This is a genomic window from Qipengyuania sp. L-5Y (assembly GCF_056859455.1).
The window spans coordinates 33,418-53,039 of record NZ_JBSXOM010000015.1 but is presented as its reverse complement, the minus strand read 5'-3'; the positions used below and the strand labels follow the sequence as shown (position 1 = coordinate 53,039).

The following is a 19,622-nucleotide window of genomic DNA, read 5'->3' as shown; positions in this document are numbered from 1 at the left end:
TTTTGCCTTTCTACGCCGTCATCAGGACGCCGCGATAGATCGGGTCCTCCATCGCACGACCGGTGCCGAGTGCGACGCATGAAAGCGGATCTTCGGCGATGGTGACCGGCAGGCCGGTTTCTTCGCGCAGGTAATCGTCGAGCCCGCCGATCAATGCGCCGCCGCCGGTCAGCACGATGCCTTGGTCGACAATATCGGCAGCAAGTTCAGGTGCAGTATTTTCGAGCGCAATCCGCACGCCTTCGACGATAGCGCCGATCGGTTCATTGAGCGCTTCGGCAAGGTGGCCCTGATTAATCGTAATTTCCTTGGGCACCCCGTTCACGAGGTCGCGGCCCTTGATGGTGATGCTTTCGCCAACACCATCTTCCGGCGGGCGCGCCACGGCGTAGTCTTTCTTGATGCGTTCGGCTGTGCTGTCGCCGATCAGCAGGTTGTGGTGTCGGCGGACATAGGAAACGATCGCTTCGTCCATCTTGTCGCCGCCAGTACGAACCGACGTAGTATAGGCAAGACCGCGCAGGGAAAGAACGGCGACTTCGGTCGTGCCGCCACCGATGTCGACGACCATGCTGCCGACCGGTTCCGTAACCGGCATGTCGGCGCCGATCGCGGCGGCCATCGGTTCGAGAATAAGATAAACCTGCGATGCGCCAGCATTCGATGCCGCATCGCGGATTGCGCGACGTTCGACCGAGGTGGAACCCGACGGAACGCAGATCGTGATTTCCGGATAGCGCATCAGGCTCTTGCGACCATTCACCTTGCGGATGAAGTGCTTGATCATCTCTTCGGCCACGTCGAGGTCGGCGATCACACCGTCACGCAGCGGGCGGATGGCTTCGATGCTGTCCGGAGTCTTGCCCATCATCATCTTCGCATCATCGCCTACAGCCTTGACGCGCTTCATACCGTTGATCGTCTCGAGGGCGACGACGCTCGGCTCGTTAAGAACGATGCCCTGATCCTGTACATAGACGAGGGTATTGGCGGTCCCCAGGTCGATCGCCATGTTCTGCACGCCGAATTTGAAGATGTTGTTCCAGAAGCCCATTTTAACTCGATTTTCCGTGTTGTCGCGTGGTCAGGCGAGGGGGATGCGGCCCACTCGCACCTCTCCGGGGGGATATGGTGGCCGTGCCTTAGCGAGATTAAGCAGGGAATGCCAAAAATTTCCGTGCATCTCATGGGGGATAGCGAAACGCACTGTCTCGGAATCGTGGCGCTTCATCGTTAGTATTGCCCATCAATGCCCGAAATACGCCGCCTGCCCGAGAATCTGGTCAACCGAATTGCCGCCGGTGAGGTGGTGGAGCGTCCGTCTTCCGCGCTCAAGGAAGTGGTCGAAAACGCCATCGATGCTGGCGCAAACCGGATAGCGATAAAGCTGGTCGACGGTGGGTTGACGAGTCTCGAAGTGACCGACGACGGGTGCGGCATGTCGCCCGAGGAAATGGCGCTGGCCTTAGAACGTCATGCCACGTCTAAACTGCCGAACGAAGCAATCGAACAGGTTGCAACGCTCGGCTTTCGCGGAGAAGCGCTGCCGAGCATCGCCAGTGTGGCGCGCTTTACGCTGGAAAGCCGGCCGCACGGGGCCGAGCAAGGCTGGAAACGGGTCGTGGACCACGGCGAAATTCGCGACGAGGGACCGGCTGCATTGCCACCGGGGACGCGCGTGCGAATCGAAAACCTGTTCGGGAAAATTCCCGCGCGGCGCAAATTTCTACGCACCCCGCGCAGCGAATACGCCGCATGCAAGGATGTGGTGCAGCGACTTGCCATGGCGCGACCCGATATTGCGATCACGCTCGACCACGGCGATCGCCGCATTTTCGGTTTGCAGGCCGGCGAAGGGCTGGCGAACCGCGTGGCACAACTCGTAGCACGCGAACTCAAGGATAACGGCGTTGCCATCGATCTCGAGCGTGGGGCGATGCGTCTGACCGGTATTGCCGGCTTGCCGACGTATAACCGCGGCATTGCCGATCATCAGTATCTGTTCGTCAATGGCCGGCCAGTAAAGGACCGCCTTCTGACCGGAGCTGTTCGGGGGGCTTATGCCGACATGCTCGCCCGGGATCGCCACGCTGTGCTGGCCCTGTTCCTCGAACTGCCCTGCGAAGACGTCGATGTGAATGTCCATCCAGCCAAATCGGAAGTGCGCTTTCGCGATGCCCAGGGGGTCCGCGGATTTATCGTTTCCGGACTGCGGCAGGCACTGGCAACGGGCGACAAGCGCAGTGCACAATCGCCGGATGCCGGAGCGATGGCGCGCTGGCAGCAGGAGCCGGTGCGCGAAGAACCGGCTGCGGCATTGCGGTCCATGTTCAGCGGTCGGGACTGGTCCGCTCCGCAGCAGCGCGTGGCGGAAGCCAGCGCCGTATGGCGCGGTGTCGAGGCCGATGTCATGGCGCAGCCGCAGGGGCGCGCCGAAGAAGCTGCGCCGGTAACACAAGCGACGGATGAATATCCGCTCGGCATAGCGCGCGGGCAAGTGGCGAACACCTACATCGTCGCAGAAGCGAAGGATGGTCTCGTACTGGTGGATCAGCACGCGGCGCACGAGCGTCTGGTGCTAGAGCGGCTGCGCGAGGCGGGGGCTGAAGAGGCCGTGGCACGCAGCCAGGCCTTGCTTATTCCCGAAGTGGTCGAACTGGACGAAACGAGTTGCGACAGGCTGGAGGAGGCAGCGCCGAAGCTGGCCGAACATGGTTTGGCTATCGAGAGGTTCGGCCCTTCCGCGATGCTTGTCCGCAGCCTGCCGCATGCCATTGCACGGACCGATCCGGAAAAGCTTTTGCGCGATATCGATGACGATCTCGCGTTGAACGGGGAGGCATTGCTTCTGGGCGAAAAGCTCGACCTCGTGCTCGCCACCATGGCATGTCATGGGTCGGTAAGGGCGGGCCGCGTCCTGCGTGTCGATGAAATGAATTCGCTACTGCGCGAGATGGAGCGGACACCGCGGTCCGGGCAGTGCAATCATGGTCGCCCGACCTGGGTCAAACTCTCGATGGAAGACGTCGAAAAACTGTTCGGAAGGCACTGATGCGCGTTTCAATTATCCTACTCGCCCTGACGCTGGTGGCGTGTTCGAATGAACCGAACGAACAAGAACGCGCTGCCGCGGTTGCTGAGGTGGAGGCTAACCGCATTCCTCCACCGGAGGAGCTCCAACTCGAACCGATCCGCTACCGCGAGATCGAGAAGAACGAATTATACGGAACAGGCTGCAGCTTTGCACCGGACGGTGGGGGCATGTCTGCGGTTGCCCTGGCGATGGCCGAAACCGGTCATTTTCTGCGCGGCGATAAACTGATTACGCTTGCAGCCGACAAGGGCAGTCCAGAATTGCCCTATCTCGCGCGTCGCAAATATGACGGGGCGGCTTATTCGATGACCCTGGATCTCGATGAGGCCGAGGGCGAACAATCCGGCGAAGAGACAAGCGACTATCCGGCCACCCTGACGATCCGGGATGCAAGCGAACAGGTCGTGTACCGTAAGAGCGGGATTGCCCAATGCGGCGCGTAGCCTAGTCGTTTCCTTCCGGGTCGCGCGTGCTGATCAAACCATTGGACACCATTTCCAAAACCGGTTCGTCGTCCTGATTGAACACGGTCAGCGAGCTTTTGAAGATTCCCATCTCCGGGCGCGATCCACTGCGGCGCTTTTCGATAACGACACTTTCACAGCGCAGTGTGTCACCGGGAAAAACGGGCTTCTTCCAGCGCAGTTGATCAATACCGGGCGAGCCGAGTCCTGCCTGACGGTTGGCTTTCAGGTTCTCGACCAGCATGGCCATCGTCATCGCACAGGTATGCCAGCCACTGGCAGACAATCTACCGAAATGCGTCGCAGCAGCAGCATCGTCGTCCAGATGGAAAGGTTGCGGATCGTATTTCGAAGCGAATTCGATCACTTCTTCACGCGTTACTTCGTAGCGCCCGAAAGCCTGCTTCTGCCCGATGGCTAGATCTTCGTAAAACTGCATTGCATATTGCAATGGATCACAAAGTCGGACGAAGCAACATCCAAATCGCCATGCCGATCATGGCGAGATTTTCGCTCAGGGAAACGAAACCCAGCGGCACATTCGCACTGCCGCCGACACAGGCACATTTGATGCTGCGCTTCTGGATGTATACCGCATAGAAAACGCTGATCGCGCCTACCGTCCCGATAAACAAGGCAACGGGTATGGATAGCCAAGGCAAAAGACGGCCCGCCATCAGGATAGCTGCGGTCGCTTCCAAGTAGGGGTAGGCATAGGCGTAGGGCACCCATTTTCGCCCGAGGAGATCATAACCGACGAACATGGTGGAAAACTGTTGGACATCCTGCAGTTTCAGCATGGCGAGCATCGCCATCGAAAAGGCGACAAACCATTCGGCAGTGCGAATAGTGAAGGGCAGCTGAAAAACGAACAGGCTCAGAGCAATCGCCAATGCAGCGCCGACTGCGAATACTGCAATGACAGGCCGATAGCTTGTCCCCTCTGCATCTTCGCTATCGTGACCGAAGTGCTCGCGGAGCTCGGAGTAGCCCCCAATCCGCTTGCCATCGATAAAGGTCTGCGGGGTGGTTTCTACCCCGTGTTTTGCCTTGAAGGCATTCGTTTCCTCACGGGTGGTCAGGTAACGATCATCGACCGAAAAACCTTCCCGTTCAAGGAGCCACTTCGATTTCACACCGAATGGACAGACATGCTTGTCCATTACCATTCGATACAGGGTCGCGGTTCTCGACATAATCGGAATGTATACCCCTAGGGGGTATTATTCAACTCACGAACGGAACTTGGGAACGCGCCCGTTCAGATTCATCTCGGGAATGGTCCGATACCTCGCGAGCACCAGACTGAATATCCCAAACGCCAAGACACCGATCGCGACAAGCGTGAAGGCGATGCCTTCGCCGGCAAGGGCTGCGACTGCGTCGCCCAGCGTTTTAATCTGACCTGCTCCGGCTGACATGAACCCGGCTTTGAACAACGACCAACCGATGACGAGGAATACAACCGCCCGCGCGATGTATCCGATGCCCCCGAGCAAGCGTGTTTGCGAAGGAGCAGCAGGACTGATCCGGTTCATGAAACTGCCGGTCACCGCCTTCTTCGCCTGAAAAAAAGCAGTAGCGAAAAATGCTATGCCAAGTAGGCCGAGCGCTGCCCCGCCGAATTGCATGGAAAGTATGCCCGAAGCTGCATCCTGCGCCCCGCCACCAGTGTCGCTTCCGGTAGTCGCGAACTGATATGCGGAGAAGGCCAGGGCAAGGTGACCGATGGCACTACCGGCATGGCCGATACGATGCGCCCATCCCGTGGTGTCACTGCCCTGGTTTTCGATATCGAAGAAGGTCGAGGCGAAGCGAAACAGGGCATAGGCCAACAGGCCGACCACCATCAGCCACAGGATGGCATGCCCCAACGGAAACTCTTCGATGGCGTCGAAGATACCATTCGTACCCTGACTGATCCGACCGGCACTGGTCAGAGCGATCAGGCCGAGAACGCAATAGAGGATGGCACGACTGAAGTAGCCGACGCGCACCAATGTGCTGAATTTAGAAGACTTGCTACCCACGTTTCATCCCCACTACCTTTGCATGGCAACGGGAACATGGGACGCTCGTTCCGGATGGTGCGTAAATTAGGGTACGAGCGCCCCGGACACATCGGACAGTTTGCCGTCAGTTTTGGCTGCTTGAGGAAGGCCCAGTAGCTGGCGAAGCAACGGCGTCACAGCCGTATTCTGAAAAGAAGGGAGCGTGGTGCCGTGCCGAAAGGCTGGACCATTGACGATGAATAGCGACGTCATCTCCGGCGAATAGGGATCGAAACCGTGGTTGCCGCCGTGCCAGCTACCTTCCGGCGCCGTCGGAATGATGGTCCAACCTGTATCCGGCAAACAGAAATAGGGCGGGATACGTCGGTGGGTGCCATACTGGAAGCGGGCGGGCATATCCCCCTTGCGCCAGCATTCCATATGCTCGTGCTCACGCAAGAGTGCAGCTTCCAGCGCAGCCGTGTTGCCTTCCGTCGGCTCGAACGTGGCATAGGCGCCGCCTTCTACGAGGCGATAGAGCGACGGATCGACGATATCGGCCAGCACGACCACTTTGTCCGACCCTGTTGCGGCCATGCCGTGATCGGACACGATGACCAGATTGGCTGGTTGCCCCAGGGTTTGAAGGCCCGAAACTAAATTTGCGATGTGCTGATCCACGTCGGCGAGTGCGCGGTTCACCTCTTCGCTCTCGGGACCGCCATCATGGCCCGCACTATCGACGGTGTCGAAATACAGGGTCACAAATTCGGGACGAATGTCTGCAGGACGCCGCAACCAGTCGAGCACCGCATTGACCCGTTGGGTATTCGAAACCTGCATGCTGAAAGCCTGCCAGTCGCTCGCCATCTCGCCGTCCGTGACGGGGCCGTAGCGAACCGCGGTGCCGCCCCAGGGGACCGCCGAGCCGGGCCAGAACATGGCAGCACTGCGGATCCCTGCCTCTTCCGCTTCCACCCAGATCGGCTTGGCCTCGCTCCACCAGTAAGGATCGACCGTCGCCATCGTAAAGGTTTCACCGGGCCTGCTCTTATCCTCCATCTTGTTGGCGATAATGCCATGATGGTCGGGGACGAGACCCGTTACCAATGTCCAGTGGTTGGGGAATGTCTTGCTGGGAAAAGACGGTCGCATCGGCGCAGTGACGCCATCCGCGGCCAGACGGGAAAGGGTGGGTGTCAAACCGCGATCCAGATAGCTGGGATGAAATCCGTCTATCGCGATGAGAATGGTGACCGGATCACGCTGTTCGATAGCCGCGCTTGCGACGGGCTCGCCGGTATAGGTAGCGCAACCGCTCGTAATTGCGGCAAGACCAAAGGCGAGGGCGGCAGCGATCCGGTTCATTGGTGTTCTCAGACGTTGAATTTGAAAAGCATGACGTCGCCGTCCTGCACGAGGTATTCCTTGCCCTCCTGCCGCAGCTTGCCCGCTTCGCGCGCACCGCTTTCGCCACCGAGAGCGACGTAGTCATCGTACGCAATTGTTTCAGCACGAATAAAGCCGCGCTCGAAATCGGTATGGATTTCACCGGCCGCCTGCGGGGCCTTGGCGCCAGCCGGGAATGTCCATGCGCGCGATTCCTTGGGGCCGGCTGTAAAGAAGGTCTGCAGGCCGAGCAGCTTATACCCTGCCTTGATTACGCGGCTGAGACCCGATTCCACGAGTCCGAGTTCGGCGAGATATTCTGCGCGGTCCTCTTCCGGCATGCCGACCAGTTCGCTTTCGATGGCTGCTGATACCACGACGGCTTCAGCGCCTTCGGCAGCGGCCTTGGCGAACACCTGTTCCGAAAGCGCGTTTCCTTTCGCAGCATCTTCTTCCGCGACGTTGCACACGTAGAGGACGGGCTTGGCAGTCAACAATTGAGCCTGACGGAAAACCCGCGCCTCTTCCTCATCCTTCGGTTCGGTGAGGCGGGCTGGTTTGCCATCTTTCAGCAGTTCCAGCGCCTGGCCCAGCACGCTGGCCATCAGCTTGGCTTCCTTATCGCCGCCAGTGGCACGCTTGGCCGCTGCCGGCACGCGCTTCTCCAAGCTCTCCAGATCAGCGAGCAGCAATTCAGTCTCGACCACCTCGGCATCTGCGAGGGGGTCCACCTTGTTGGCTACATGCTGGATGTCGTCATCTTCGAAGCAGCGCAGCACGTGAACGATCGCATCTACTTCACGGATATTGCCGAGGAACTGGTTGCCCAGACCTTCACCCTTGCTCGCACCTCTCACCAGACCGGCGATGTCGACGAAGGCCAGCTGGGTTGGAATAGTCTTGGCCGATTTAGCTATCCCGGCGATTTTCTCGAGCCGCTCATCAGGGACAGACACCTGGCCGACATTCGGTTCGATCGTGCAAAACGGATAGTTCGCAGCTTGCGCAGCCTGCGTCTCGGTCAGTGCATTGAACAGGGTGGACTTGCCGACATTCGGCAGGCCGACGATCCCGCAGCGGAAACCCATCAGAAACTCCGGATATAGTGTGTGGCGCGCGCCTTAGCCGCACCCTACACGAATTGCCATAGCGTCAGACGTTGTGGACGGCCTTGATCAGCGGGCCGTAGCCGCTTTCCCCCAACCACCCGACCGGGGTCTCGGCGCAAACCTCGTTGATCGCGACTTGCGGAATGCTTCCCGCACTGACCGGCAGGCGCACGGGGCGAGTGCCTGGCGCCATTGCAAGCACCTTGGCCATGGCGCGTGGGATGTCCATTGGATCTGCTTGGCGTCCCGATCCGTCCTCAGTCCCCATGGTCGCGACGATTTGCGGGTAGCCGTCGAGATGAATTTGAGACGCGCGATTCTTGAGGTCCTGCGAATATAGATTTCGGTTGACCCAAACCTTTGTCGGATAGCCGCCCGGCTCGATTATCGTGACGCCGATATTATGCGGTACCAGTTCGTAGGCTAGTTGTTCGAACATGGCTTCGACCGCGAACTTCGTCGCGGAATAGTGGCCGGAATAGGGGACCATTACCCGGCCGAGCTGGCTTGAAACGGCAAAGAAATGACCCTGTTTGCGCGCACGCATTCCGGGTAGGACAGCGCGGACAAGCCGGTGATAACCAAGCACATTGGTATCGAAAGCGAGCTTGGTTGCCTCCATGTCCTGAACCTCGACAGGGCCCGTAATGCCGACACCGGCATTATTGACCAGAACGTCGATCCCGCGTCCGATTTCTCGCTCTGCTGTCGCAACCGCTTCTGCGACCTCATCGTCGAGCAGAACGTCGAGCCGCAATACCCGGATATCCAGACCTTCGTCGCGCGCCAATTGCTGCAATTCATCCGCTTCGGGCCGCGGCGTATTGCGCATGGTAGCGAAGACCGTGGCGCCGGCACGGGCAAACAGTTCGCTCGCCCGCCGGCCGAAGCCGGACGAGGTCCCGGTAATCAGGATTGCCTGCCCGGTCAGATCAGGAAGGGTGTCTAGCTTATCGTCCTGAGCGAACGAGGCCGTAGCGGCGAGCGCGCCCGTTGCCGCGGCGCCCGCGAGCAAGGTTCGGCGAGTAAGATCGGTCATGACTGGTCTCCTTCACAGCCATGATGCCGCGGCATGGCCCAATTGGCCAGCGCGTCGTCAGGATCGTGAAAAAGTCTGAGCCGGCCGGCCAGATAGTCGCTGCCTTTGCGGTCCCATCCCGGAACCGCCAAATGTCTCAGCGCTTTTCGTTGCGCTTTTTGCGGCGGTAGAGCGCGACGGCCGCGCCATAGCCTGCAACGCCGGTTCCCATCATCGCGAGCGCGCCGGGTTCTGGCACGGAAGTCCCACCGCTGCTGCTGCTGCCACCCGTATCGCTAGGCGGACGGGTCATGGCCGCTGCCGAGGTGGCCGAGGCAAGCAAGGTAGCGGAAAGGAGAGCCGTCTGAACTAAGCGCATGATGAAATCCCTGAACAATCTGGAGAGGGGACTAGTGTTCGGAGGACGAAAATCGACTGCCGGCTTCAAGCTGTCTCTTGCCGGGACAGTTTATCGCAGTGCAGCGTAAGTTAGTCAGATCCGCAAGGCGAGATCGCTCATGAAGCGTGCGTCATCCCCTGCGGCGAGCCACTTGGCTTCGGCGGCGATCCCGGCAAGCATGTCGGTCAGCGGATCCATTTCAGCTTTCGCGTAATTGCCCAGAACGTGGCCGTGGACGCGCTCTTTGGTACCGGGATGACCGATGCCAATTCGTACCCGGCGGAAGTCGGGCCCCAGGTGCTGATTGATCGATTTGAGACCGTTATGGCCTGCCAGTCCGCCACCGACACGGACCTTTACCTTGAACGGTGCCAGATCGAGTTCATCGTGAAAGACTGTGAGTGCATCGGGCTCCAGCTTGTAAAACCGCAATGCCTCGCCTGCAGCACGGCCGCTCTCGTTCATGAAGGTGGCGGGCTTCAGAAGCAGAATCTTCTCGGACCCGATCCGCCCCTCCTGTACCCACCCGGAAAATTTCTTCTGAACGGGGCCGAAATCATACATGTCGGCGATCACGTCCACCGCCATGAAGCCGACATTGTGCCGGTTCATCGCATATTGCGGTCCGGGATTTCCTAGGCCTGTCCAGATCTGCATGCGGCTCCTCTAGCTTCGCTCACCTCAAAAGCAAAACGCCGGCCCCTTGCGGGACCGGCGCTTCGTGAAACCCCGGTAAGGGCGGAAGGATTAGTCCTCGCCGCCTTCTTCCTCGGTATTCTCTTCGTCGCCTTCGCCAGCGTCCTGCTCGGTTGCAGGAACATCGGCTGCGTCGGCGCTGGTCGTATCGCCTTCGGACTTCTTGAGAGCCGAAGGAGCAACGAGCGTAGCGATGGTGAAATCGCGATCCGTGATCGCGCTTTCGCTGCCTGCCGGCAGTGCGACTTCGCTGATGTGGATCGAATCGCCGACTTCCTTGCCGGTGACGTCGATTTCGATTTCGCTCGGGATCTTGTCGGCATCGCAGACAAGTTCAAGCTCGTGGCGGACGATGTTGAGCACGCCGCCCTTCTTGAGGCCCGGCGAGGCTTCTTCATGCGTGAAGACAACCGGAACCTGGACTTCGACCTTGGCACCCTTCGAGAGGCGCAGGAAGTCGGCATGTTCCGGACGGTCTGTGACCGGGTGAAGCGCTACGTCCTTGGGAAGTGTGCGGAATTTCTTGCCGCCCAGTTCGATTTCGACGATCGAATTCATGAAGTGGCCGCTGTCGAGCTGCTTGATCAGCTCCTTGGCTTCAACATGGATCAGTGTGGGTTCTTCCTTGCCGCCGTAAATCACGGCGGGGACGCGGCCATCGCGGCGCAGTTGACGGGAGGCTCCCTTGCCAGCCCGTTCGCGCGCCTCGGCCGGCAGGGTCAGAGCGTCGCTCATGTCACATACCTTTCGAATGCATATTGGTTGCTCGGTCCACCACACCTCCAGGGATGACCATGGTGCCGAAGGGCGCGCCGATAGCACGAAGCGGGGGAAAGGCAAGCCTTAACCGGCCTGTCCGGCTATTCGATTCGCCTGACGGTATAGCCGCGTTTCTGCAATAATGCCGGCAGGCCGCCTTCGCCCAGAAGGTGCCCGGCGCCAACCGCGATCAACGGTTTTTCTTCGGCAGACAGCAAATTCTCGATCTGTGCCGCCCAGCTCGCATTACGGTCGTGCAGCAGGGCTTTCTCGAGTTCGGGATCAGCCAGAACCCCGCGTCGCGTCAGTTGCGTTAGCTGGTCTAGATCGCCGGCAAGCCAGGCTTCGGCGAGAGCGCCCCGGCCATCGCCATACTCACTCGATTCCTCAAGTACGGCATTCAGCAGGTCGCGCTGCTCGGATTCGGGAAGCCTGTCGAAGATTGCCAGCTGTCTTCGCGCCCCTTCCAATTCCACGATTTCGCGCCCGTCGAAGGCGGTCAGTAGCGCGCGATCGGCACCATTCTGCGACTTATTGGACTGCGCCACCTGAGACAGTGCCAGAGCGGCCGCCCAACTTTCCATCGAATCGAAATGGTTTCGACGGACTTTTGCCTTCGCCAGCAGCGTTTCGAACTCGTCCCGAAATTGCGGGTCGATGCGATTTTCCAAAGGGCCGGTCGGCTGATCGAACGCCATCTCGCCGAACAGCCGGGACAGTTCCGCACCGTCTTCCAGATTGGCGACCTCGACCACCAGCGTATCGGCGTTGTCGATAACCTCGGCCAGCCTGGGCGAACGCCATTTGGTCCCGTCGGGAAGGGCGTGAATGGTCCCGAACATCCAGCCTTCCACCGAGCCGGAGCCATTCACGATTTCCCACAGGGCCGGGTGCGGCCCCTCCGCTTTGTCGATATCCGGTTGCGAACCGCATGCCGCGATTAGCACGGACAGCGCGAGGCAGATGGACGTCAGGAAGCCGCGTTTCACAAAAAACCCGCTGTGCTCGAACGTTACTGTACGCGCTCAACGGTCAGACCGCGCTCTGTCAGGTAATCCTGCACGCTTTTCTGACCTGCAAGGTGCCCCGCGCCAACCGCGATGAACACGGTACCAGGGCGCTTGAGGCGCGTATTTATCCAGTTGGCCCAGTTTTCATTGCGTTTGTAGAGCAGGGCATCCGCCAGCGCCGGATCGGTTAGGCCTTCGTTCATCAGCTCGGCCAGCCCGTCGGCATCGCCGGCCAGCCATTCGGCGACCATGCTGTCCATCATGGGCACGATGCGATCGATATTTTCCGCCGACACCATAAGGAAGGCGGTCTGGGATTCCTTGGGCAGGGAATCGAACAGACCGATCTGCCATTCCATGGTTTCCAGCGCGCCGCGTGCTGCCGAGGCTGGAGCGAGCTGCTCCAGCTTGGCTTCCACGCCGCTTTCGGCACTGTACCCGGCCTTTATCAGCGGCAGCACCGATAGCGTCATTCCGGCAAACCACGGTTCGAAACGGTCGAACGCTGCGGGCGGCATGTCCAGCTTGGTCAGCGCCGCTTCGTATGTGGTGCGGTCGCTATCGCTGAGCATTTCGCGCAGCGACTGGTCTGCCGGCAGAATCGCCTTTGACATCACCATCTGCTGCGATGCCGGGTCCTGCGTTTCGGAGCTCGGAATTTCGGTTACGAGTTCCTGCGTTTCCGCAAGCGCGCTTTCGATCGGTCCCTGATACCAGTCGACGCTATCGGGCAGGGCATGAACCGTGCCGAACAGATAGATCGTCGTATCCTCATCCGCCACCTTCCACAGGCCCGGGCCATCGCCTGTCCGCCCATCCGCCACGGGCGCGGTGGCGACATTTTCCTGCGAATAGGCGGCACACCCCTGCAGCAGAAGTGCAAGCGACAGAAGGCAGCCCGACAGCGGGCCCGAAGTAAGGCGTTTCATATTATGTGATTCCCTGTTGATTGACACAGGGATAGCGGGCGGCACGGCCAGTTGCAAAGCGACCTGCACGGGAAAGGTACCGAAGGCGCGACGCTGTGGCATTGACGCATTTTCGCGCTTGCGCCATTGCCCCGCGCCATGGACCGCAATCCGCAGAATTCCTTTCAGGACATGATCCTCGCCCTCCACGATTTCTGGAGTGCACAGGGGTGCCTCATCCTCCAGCCCTACGACATGCGCATGGGTGCCGGGACCTTCCACACCGCGACCACCTTGCGCGCGCTGGGGCCCGAACCGTGGAACGCCGCCTTCGTACAGCCCTGCCGCCGCCCGACCGACGGTCGTTATGGTGAGAATCCGAACCGGCTGCAGCATTATTACCAGTATCAGGTGATCCTGAAGCCGAGCCCGCCCGATATCCAGGACCTCTATCTCAAGAGCCTTGAAGTGATCGGCATCGATCCGCTGAAACACGACATCCGTTTCGTCGAGGACGACTGGGAGAGCCCGACGCTGGGCGCATGGGGGCTGGGCTGGGAGGTCTGGTGCGACGGGATGGAAGTCACCCAGTTCACCTATTTCCAGCAGATGGGCGGCTTCGATTGCAAGCCGGTGGCGGGCGAACTGACCTACGGGCTCGAACGGCTCGCCATGTACATCCAGGGCGTCGACAACGTCTATGATCTCAACTTCAATGGGGGCACGTCCTCAAGTAGCGAAGCGGTAGGACGCGAAAGACTCGTGACGTACGGCGACGTGTTTCTCGAGAACGAGAAGCAGATGTCGAAATGGAACTTCGAGGTCGCCGAGACCGATGCTCTGTTCGACCTGTTCAACAAGGCCGAAGCGGAATGCAAAAACGCGCTCGCGAATGAAGTGCCGATCGCCGCTTACGAACAGGCCGTGGAGGCGAGCCACATCTTCAACCTGTTGCAGGCGCGCGGTGTGATCAGTGTGCAGGAACGGGCCAGCTATATGGGCCGCGTCCGTGATCTCGCGCGCGGGTCTTGCGAAGCGCACATGGCGAAGGAAGCACCCGTCTGGGCAGAGAAATATCCGGAGTGGTCGAAATGAGCGACTTTCTCCTCGAACTGCGCAGCGAAGAGATCCCCGCCCGCATGCAGGCGGGCGGGCGCGCCGAACTGGAAAAGCTGTTCCGGCGCGAGCTGGACGCGGCGGGCATTTCCGCAGGTGAGATCACTGTGTGGTCGACCCCGCGCCGTCTCGCATTGATTGCCCGCGGTCTTCCCGAGACAACCGAGGCGGTGAGCGAAGAACTGAAGGGCCCGCCGGTCGGCGCGCCCGATCAGGCGCTCGAAGGTTTCTGTCGCAAGGCAGGGATCGAAAAGGCCGACCTCGAGGTTCGCGAGGTGAAGGGCCGCGAGACCTATTTCGCCATCAAGAACGTGCCCGGCCGCGCCACCAAGGACCTGCTCGCCGATGCGATCCCCGTGATCGTTCGCGATTTCAGCTGGCCCAAATCGATGCGCTGGGGTGCCGCCTCGATCAGCACCGAAAGCCTGCGCTGGGTGCGCCCGCTTTCCGGCATCGTTGCGCTGCTGGGCGACGATGTGGTCGATTGCGAGGTGCATGGCGTCACCTCGAGCGCGGTCACGCTCGGCCACCGCTTCCACCATTCCGGCGACATCACCATCGGCAATGCTGAAGATTATGCGGTGAAACTGCGAGCCGCGCATGTGATCGTCGATCAGGAGGAACGGCAGGACCTGATCCGTTCGGGCGCAGCCAAGGTTGCTTCGGAAGCCGGCCTCAAGCTGGTCGAGGACGAGGGGCTGGTGATCGAAAACGCCGGTCTCACCGAATGGCCCGTTCCACTGCTCGGCCGGTTCGAGGAAGATTTTCTCGAGGTGCCGCCCGAGACGATCCAGCTCACCGCACGTGTGAACCAGAAGTATTTCGTCTGCGAAGACGACAAGGGCGAGCTCGCCAACGCCTTCATCTGCACCGCCAATATCGAGGCCGAAGATGGCGGCGCACGCGTGGTCGACGGCAACCGCAAGGTCCTCGCCGCCCGCCTGTCCGACGCCCGTTTCTTCTGGGACGTCGACCGCAAGAAGACCCTCGCCGAGCACGCGAAGGGTCTGGAGCGGATCACCTTCCACGAGAAGCTGGGAACCGTCGCCGACAAGGTGGAGCGCGTGGCGAAGCTGGCTGAATGGCTGGTCGAGGAAGGCATCGTCAAGGATGCGGATCCGGACATGGCCGAACAGGCCGCACGCCTCGCCAAGGCCGATCTCGTCACCGAGATGGTCGGCGAGTTTCCCGAACTGCAGGGCCTGATGGGCGGCTACTACGCGCGCGCCGAGGGTCTTCCGGACGAAGTCGCCGACGCGATCCGCGACCATTACAAGCCGGTCGGGCAGGGCGACGATGTCCCAACTGCACCGGTGACCGTTGCGGTTTCGTTAGCGGATAAATTAGACACCTTGGCCGGGTTCTTCCTCATCGACGAGCGCCCGACAGGCTCTAAAGACCCATTCGCGCTGCGGCGCGCCATCCTAGCAGTTATCCGTCTGGTTACAGCGAATAATCTTCGCCTTTCGCTCTCCGACGCATTTCTAGAAGCGCAAGCGCGGTTGGAAAGTAACGATGACAGCCAGGTCTTTAACGCGCTGAGCGCGAACCATTTTGAGGATTTCCTTGCTGACCGCCTCAAGGTCCAGCAACGCGAGGCAGGCGTTCGCCACGATCTCATCGATGCGGTCTTCGCGCTTGGCGGGGAGGACGATCTCGTCCGCCTGCTCGCGCGTGTAAAAGCCCTCCAGTCCTTCATGGAAACCGAAGACGGCGCCAACCTCCTCGCCGGTTTCAAGCGCGCCGCCAACATCCTCAAGAAGGAAGACTGGCACGGCAGCGAAGGCGAAATCGCCCGCACAGGCGAAGAAGATCCTCTTGCGCTTGTCGACGATCCCGACATGAAAGCCGTGATCCAGGCCAAGATGAATGAGCGCCATGCAAAAGAGCTTTCCTACACTCCGGAACCGGCCGAAAAGGCTCTTATGGACGCGCTGGAATCATCGGAACCTGCAGCTACACTAGCCATTGATGCGGAAGACTTCTCCGGCGCAATGGCTGCACTTGCTTCTCTGCGCGCACCGATCGATCGCTTCTTCGATGAAGTGACGGTAAACGCGGATGAAGAAAACAAGCGCGCCCATCGGCTCGACCTGCTTGCGCGTTTTCGCGCTGCAGTGCACCAAGTGGCAGATTTCTCTCGCATCGAGGGATGACTTTTTCCCCCTTGGACCGTGTAACAGGCGGTCCATGTCTCGGATAAGCAGGGATTAAAATGAACGATACGGTCTTCACCTTCGGCGGCAGCGCTCCGCATTCGAATGCACGACAGAAGGACAAGACCGTCACGGGCGGCAAGGGTGCGAACCTGGCCGAGATGGCCAGCATCGGCCTGCCGGTTCCCCCCGGCTTCACCATCGCGACCGAAGAATGCCTCGAATATCTCGCAGGCGGTTCGGACTTTTCCGAAAAGTTGCGGACGGACGTCGCGGATGCACTTCGCCACGTCGAAGAAACGGTGGGCAAGGGATTTGGCAATGCTGCCGATCCGCTGCTCGTGTCTGTCCGGTCGGGCGCGGCCATTTCCATGCCGGGCATGATGGACACCGTGCTCAACCTCGGCCTGAACGACGAGACGGTCGAAGGCCTTGCCAGGACGTCCGGCGATGAACGTTTCGCTTGGGACAGCTACCGCCGCTTCGTCCAGATGTACGGTGATGTGGTCCTCGGGGTTGATCACGGCCTGTTCGAAGAAGCGCTGGAAATCGCCAAGGAAGACAACGGTTATTACGCGGATACCGAGCTTTCCGCCGACGAGTGGAAGACGCTCGTTGCGCAATACAAGTCCATTGTCGAAGAAGAACTCGGCTCTCCTTTCCCTCAGGATCCTGTCGAACAGCTCTGGGGCGCCATCAGCGCCGTCTTCGACAGCTGGGATACCGAGCGCGCCAAGGTCTATCGCCGCCTGAACGATATTCCGCATGACATGGGCACTGCGGTGAACGTGCAGGCGATGGTATTCGGCAACATGGGCGATACCAGCGCTACCGGGGTTGCGTTCACGCGCGATCCGTCGACCGGTGAAAAGGCTTATTACGGCGAATGGCTGGTCAATGCGCAGGGCGAAGATGTGGTCGCGGGCATCCGCACACCGCAATATCTCACCAGGGCCCGCCGTGAAGCTGCCGGGGCAGACAAACCGAGCATGGAAGAAGCCATGCCCGAAGCGTTTGCCGAACTGTCACATCTGTTCGATCTGCTGGAACGGCATTACACCGACATGCAGGATATCGAGTTCACCGTGCAGCAGGGCAAGCTCTGGCTTCTCCAGACGCGCAACGGCAAGCGGACGGCAAAGGCCGCGCTGAAGATGGCCGTCGACATGGTGGCCGAAGGGCTGATTGACGAGAAAACCGCCATCCTGCGCGTTGATCCGATGGCACTCGACCAATTGCTGCACCCAACGCTCGATCCCGATGCTCCGCGTGATGTTTTGACAACCGGCCTTCCTGCATCGCCGGGTGCCGCAAGCGGCAAGATCGTTCTCGATGCGGATACGGCCGAAGTTTGGGCAAATCGTGGCGAGAAGGTCATTCTGGTTCGTGTTGAAACCTCGCCGGAAGATATTCACGGAATGCACGCTGCAACCGGGATTTTGACGGCGCGCGGCGGGATGACCAGCCATGCGGCCGTGGTTGCACGTGGAATGGGTCGTCCTTGCGTATCGGGCGCTTCGCAGGTCTCGATCGCACGGGAAGGGCGCACGCTGAGCATTGGTGATCGCGAACTTTCCGAAGGCGATATCATTACCATCGACGGCGCGAATGGTCAGGTCATGGCGGGCGAGGTCGCGACCATCGAACCCGAACTCGCTGGCGATTTCGGTACCTTGATGGAATGGGCCGACAGGCACCGCCGCATGCGCGTGCGCACCAATGCCGAAACCGAAACCGAATGCCGCATGGCGCGCCAGTTCGGCGCCGAAGGCATCGGCCTTTGCCGGACCGAGCACATGTTCTTCGATGCCGGCCGGATCAGCGCCGTGCGTGAAATGATCCTGGCCGATACCGAAAAGGGCCGCCGTGCCGCGCTCGACAAGCTGCTGCCGGAACAGCGCAGCGACTTCGTGACCATCTTTGAAGTGATGGCGGGTCTGCCATGCACTATCCGCTTGCTCGACCCGCCGCTGCACGAATTCCTGCCGCACGGCGATACCGAGTTCGAGGAACTGGCCGAAGCAACTGGAGTGCCGATCGAGAAGCTGCGCCGGCGCGCTGGCGAATTGCACGAATTCAACCCCATGCTCGGCCACCGCGGTTGCCGCCTGGGGATCACCTATCCCGAAATCTACGAAATGCAGGCACGCGCGATCTTCGAAGCCGCCTGTCAGGTCGCCAGGGACAGCGGGGACGCACCTGTCCCTGAAATCATGATCCCGCTAGTCGCCACGCGGCGCGAACTCGAATTGCTCAAAGCTGTCGTCGACAGGGTCGCGACCGAAGTGTTTGCCGATACCGGAACGACGCTCGAATACCTCGTCGGCACGATGATCGAACTGCCTCGCGCTGCCCTGATGGCGGGCGAGATAGCCGAAGTCGGCGAATTTTTCAGTTTCGGGACCAATGACCTCACCCAGACCACGCTCGGGGTCAGCCGCGACGATGCCGGACGATTCCTCACAACCTACGTCGACAAAGGCATTTTTGCGCGTGATCCGTTCGTCAGCCTCGATGTCGACGGCGTCGGGCAACTGGTCGAACTCGCGGTAGAGCGGGGCAGGGCCACGCGCGAAGGACTGAAGCTGGGTATTTGCGGCGAACATGGCGGCGATCCGGCAAGTATAGCCTTCTGCGATCGTACCGGTCTGGATTACGTGAGTGCGTCCCCCTACCGCGTACCGATTGCGCGTCTGGCCGCTGCGCAAGCCAGCCTTCGTTAGTCTTTCCAGCCTGTAAGCGTCAGTATTTCGAAAGTTTCGAGCACACGGCCCTTGTCGTTGGCAGCGGTCATGAACGCGTTGTCCGCTCTCGTCTTCGCCCTTTTCCCAAGCGCTGGAGGCACATTGGCTAGCGTGCTGCCCAATCCCTGATCGCGAAGGTCGGACACGAGCCGGTCAAGCGAGGCGAAGGATACGGTCAGGCGCCGACTGTCGACCACCTGCCGTTTGAACAATGCGCGTTGGAGAAGGGCAGAGGCCGCCTGATTGTCGACCAGCGGATGCATCCGCGCCGTGGGCCTGTCCGGTTCACTCGCGATCATGGCGCGCCGCAAGTTGGGAAGGCTCCCGGCCCCAAGGAAGCTGGCCATCATCAGGCCATCATCCGCCAAGGCGTTGCGCATATGCCGAAGAGCGCCTGGAAGGTCGTTGACGCGGTCAACCGAAGAAAGGCTGACGATCAGATCGAACGGTTCGCCCTTGATCGGTCGCTCTTCGTCGAGAGTGGCAACGTCATGCTCGACGACGTTCGAACCAGCGCCTCGCAGCGACAGCGCCAGAGTTCCAGTCCAGTCGCCGATTACCAAGACACGTTCAGGCGACATGCGGATAAATTCGAGCCGGTCGAGAATATCCTCGACCATATCGTCCATGATGTAACGCGCCGCATCGCGATGAGCCTGCCTCACCCGGGCACGGCGCAAGCCCGCAATACGACGCTCGCGAGAGAATATCCGGGGGGGCGTGGAGGAATTCATGTCTCGATCCCTGCCGCGCTTGCCAGGTGCGCGC

Annotated in this window: 18 protein-coding genes; 5 read left to right on the top strand and 13 right to left on the bottom strand. The window is 60.3% G+C overall.

Annotated elements, in window-relative coordinates; translation table 11 throughout:
* Positions 1-10: 10 nt before the first annotated feature.
* The gene (locus tag AC13F2_RS01240; RefSeq protein WP_103024952.1) at positions 11-1,054 is read right to left on the bottom strand and encodes a rod shape-determining protein; all 1,044 of its coding nucleotides are present in this window, start codon (positions 1,052-1,054) and stop codon (positions 11-13) included.
* A gap of 195 nt (positions 1,055-1,249) precedes the next feature.
* On the opposite strand from AC13F2_RS01240, the gene mutL reads away from it, so the two are divergent.
* Both mutL and AC13F2_RS01230 read left to right on the top strand, forming a co-directional pair.
* Positions 1,250-3,052, top strand: coding sequence for a DNA mismatch repair endonuclease MutL (mutL, locus tag AC13F2_RS01235; protein WP_482963996.1), 1,803 nt, complete (start codon positions 1,250-1,252; stop codon positions 3,050-3,052).
* Entirely contained in the window at positions 3,052-3,537 is a 486-nt protein-coding gene (locus AC13F2_RS01230) for a hypothetical protein (RefSeq protein WP_397490686.1), read from the top strand. Before mutL ends, AC13F2_RS01230 begins: the two co-directional genes overlap by 1 nt.
* Before the next feature lies 1 nt (position 3,538).
* On the opposite strand, the gene AC13F2_RS01225 is transcribed toward AC13F2_RS01230, so the two are convergent.
* The 11 genes from AC13F2_RS01225 to AC13F2_RS01175 all read right to left on the bottom strand — a co-directional run bounded on the left by AC13F2_RS01225 (position 3,539) and on the right by AC13F2_RS01175 (position 12,859).
* Complete coding sequence (locus AC13F2_RS01225) at positions 3,539-3,997, bottom strand: MaoC family dehydratase (RefSeq protein ID WP_482963997.1); 459 nt, start codon at positions 3,995-3,997, stop codon at positions 3,539-3,541.
* Between the two features lie 16 nt (positions 3,998-4,013).
* On the bottom strand, positions 4,014-4,754 hold the full coding sequence (locus tag AC13F2_RS01220) for a MauE/DoxX family redox-associated membrane protein (RefSeq protein WP_482963998.1): 741 nt from the start codon (positions 4,752-4,754) through the stop codon (positions 4,014-4,016).
* Positions 4,755-4,790: 36 nt separating this feature from the next.
* A complete protein-coding gene (locus tag AC13F2_RS01215) occupies positions 4,791-5,588 on the bottom strand; it encodes a DUF1206 domain-containing protein (protein WP_482963999.1) in 798 nt (265 codons plus the stop codon).
* 66 nt (positions 5,589-5,654) lie between these two features.
* A complete protein-coding gene (locus AC13F2_RS01210; RefSeq protein WP_482964000.1) occupies positions 5,655-6,917 on the bottom strand; it encodes an alkaline phosphatase family protein in 1,263 nt (420 codons plus the stop codon).
* An 8-nt stretch (positions 6,918-6,925) separates the two neighbouring features.
* Positions 6,926-8,026: a redox-regulated ATPase YchF gene (ychF, locus tag AC13F2_RS01205; protein ID WP_482964001.1), complete on the bottom strand. Its 1,101-nt coding sequence runs from the start codon at positions 8,024-8,026 to the stop codon at positions 6,926-6,928.
* Between the two features lie 64 nt (positions 8,027-8,090).
* Entirely contained in the window at positions 8,091-9,086 is a 996-nt protein-coding gene (locus AC13F2_RS01200; RefSeq protein WP_482964002.1) for an SDR family oxidoreductase, read from the bottom strand.
* A 136-nt stretch (positions 9,087-9,222) separates the two neighbouring features.
* Complete coding sequence (locus AC13F2_RS01195; protein WP_196846194.1) at positions 9,223-9,444, bottom strand: PEP-CTERM sorting domain-containing protein; 222 nt, start codon at positions 9,442-9,444, stop codon at positions 9,223-9,225.
* Positions 9,445-9,558: 114 nt separating this feature from the next.
* Complete coding sequence (gene pth, locus AC13F2_RS01190) at positions 9,559-10,122, bottom strand: aminoacyl-tRNA hydrolase (protein ID WP_221598458.1); 564 nt, start codon at positions 10,120-10,122, stop codon at positions 9,559-9,561.
* A 90-nt stretch (positions 10,123-10,212) separates the two neighbouring features.
* Positions 10,213-10,896: a 50S ribosomal protein L25/general stress protein Ctc gene (locus AC13F2_RS01185; RefSeq protein WP_103024962.1), complete on the bottom strand. Its 684-nt coding sequence runs from the start codon at positions 10,894-10,896 to the stop codon at positions 10,213-10,215.
* A gap of 125 nt (positions 10,897-11,021) precedes the next feature.
* Positions 11,022-11,909: a TraB/GumN family protein gene (locus AC13F2_RS01180; RefSeq protein ID WP_482964003.1), complete on the bottom strand. Its 888-nt coding sequence runs from the start codon at positions 11,907-11,909 to the stop codon at positions 11,022-11,024.
* 23 nt (positions 11,910-11,932) lie between these two features.
* Positions 11,933-12,859, bottom strand: a complete 927-nt coding sequence (locus tag AC13F2_RS01175) for a TraB/GumN family protein (RefSeq protein ID WP_482964004.1) — start codon at positions 12,857-12,859, stop codon at positions 11,933-11,935.
* Between the two features lie 138 nt (positions 12,860-12,997).
* Between AC13F2_RS01175 and AC13F2_RS01170 the strand changes: the two genes are divergently transcribed.
* The 3 genes from AC13F2_RS01170 to ppdK are packed head-to-tail and all read left to right on the top strand — an operon-like array spanning position 12,998 to position 18,833.
* Complete coding sequence (locus AC13F2_RS01170; protein ID WP_301642805.1) at positions 12,998-13,933, top strand: glycine--tRNA ligase subunit alpha; 936 nt, start codon at positions 12,998-13,000, stop codon at positions 13,931-13,933.
* Positions 13,930-16,110 (top strand): glycine--tRNA ligase subunit beta, encoded by a 2,181-nt coding sequence (glyS, locus tag AC13F2_RS01165; protein ID WP_482964005.1) that lies wholly within the window; start codon positions 13,930-13,932, stop codon positions 16,108-16,110. The genes AC13F2_RS01170 and glyS overlap by 4 nt, the downstream gene beginning before the upstream one ends.
* Positions 16,111-16,169: 59 nt before the next feature.
* On the top strand, positions 16,170-18,833 hold the full coding sequence (gene ppdK / locus AC13F2_RS01160; protein ID WP_482964006.1) for a pyruvate, phosphate dikinase: 2,664 nt from the start codon (positions 16,170-16,172) through the stop codon (positions 18,831-18,833).
* Here ppdK and AC13F2_RS01155 read toward each other — a convergent pair.
* Positions 18,830-19,588 carry a methyltransferase domain-containing protein gene (locus tag AC13F2_RS01155; RefSeq protein WP_482964007.1) on the bottom strand — a complete coding sequence of 253 codons (759 nt, stop codon included), beginning with the start codon at positions 19,586-19,588 and terminating at the stop codon, positions 18,830-18,832. The genes ppdK and AC13F2_RS01155 overlap by 4 nt on opposite strands.
* Positions 19,589-19,622: the final 34 nt, after the last annotated feature.

Excerpts from the sequence above, each read along its gene's own strand:
- AC13F2_RS01200 (WP_482964002.1), bottom strand. The coding sequence starts at position 9,086 with ATGACCGATCTTACTCGCCGAACCTTGCTCGCGGGCGCCGCGGCAACG.
- AC13F2_RS01185 (WP_103024962.1), bottom strand. The coding sequence starts at position 10,896 with ATGAGCGACGCTCTGACCCTGCCGGCCGAGGCGCGCGAACGGGCTGGC.
- AC13F2_RS01210 (WP_482964000.1), bottom strand. The coding sequence starts at position 6,917 with ATGAACCGGATCGCTGCCGCCCTCGCCTTTGGTCTTGCCGCAATTACG.
- AC13F2_RS01220 (WP_482963998.1), bottom strand. The coding sequence starts at position 4,754 with ATGTCGAGAACCGCGACCCTGTATCGAATGGTAATGGACAAGCATGTC.
- AC13F2_RS01240 (WP_103024952.1), bottom strand. The coding sequence starts at position 1,054 with ATGGGCTTCTGGAACAACATCTTCAAATTCGGCGTGCAGAACATGGCG.
- ychF (WP_482964001.1), bottom strand. The coding sequence starts at position 8,026 with ATGGGTTTCCGCTGCGGGATCGTCGGCCTGCCGAATGTCGGCAAGTCC.
- ppdK (WP_482964006.1), top strand. The coding sequence starts at position 16,170 with ATGAACGATACGGTCTTCACCTTCGGCGGCAGCGCTCCGCATTCGAAT.
- mutL (WP_482963996.1), top strand. The coding sequence starts at position 1,250 with ATGCCCGAAATACGCCGCCTGCCCGAGAATCTGGTCAACCGAATTGCC.
- pth (WP_221598458.1), bottom strand. The coding sequence starts at position 10,122 with ATGCAGATCTGGACAGGCCTAGGAAATCCCGGACCGCAATATGCGATG.
- AC13F2_RS01225 (WP_482963997.1), bottom strand. The coding sequence starts at position 3,997 with ATGCAGTTTTACGAAGATCTAGCCATCGGGCAGAAGCAGGCTTTCGGG.
- AC13F2_RS01155 (WP_482964007.1), bottom strand. The coding sequence starts at position 19,588 with ATGAATTCCTCCACGCCCCCCCGGATATTCTCTCGCGAGCGTCGTATT.
- glyS (WP_482964005.1), top strand. The coding sequence starts at position 13,930 with ATGAGCGACTTTCTCCTCGAACTGCGCAGCGAAGAGATCCCCGCCCGC.
- AC13F2_RS01170 (WP_301642805.1), top strand. The coding sequence starts at position 12,998 with ATGGACCGCAATCCGCAGAATTCCTTTCAGGACATGATCCTCGCCCTC.
- AC13F2_RS01230 (WP_397490686.1), top strand. The coding sequence starts at position 3,052 with ATGCGCGTTTCAATTATCCTACTCGCCCTGACGCTGGTGGCGTGTTCG.
- AC13F2_RS01195 (WP_196846194.1), bottom strand. The coding sequence starts at position 9,444 with ATGCGCTTAGTTCAGACGGCTCTCCTTTCCGCTACCTTGCTTGCCTCG.
- AC13F2_RS01175 (WP_482964004.1), bottom strand. The coding sequence starts at position 12,859 with ATGAAACGCCTTACTTCGGGCCCGCTGTCGGGCTGCCTTCTGTCGCTT.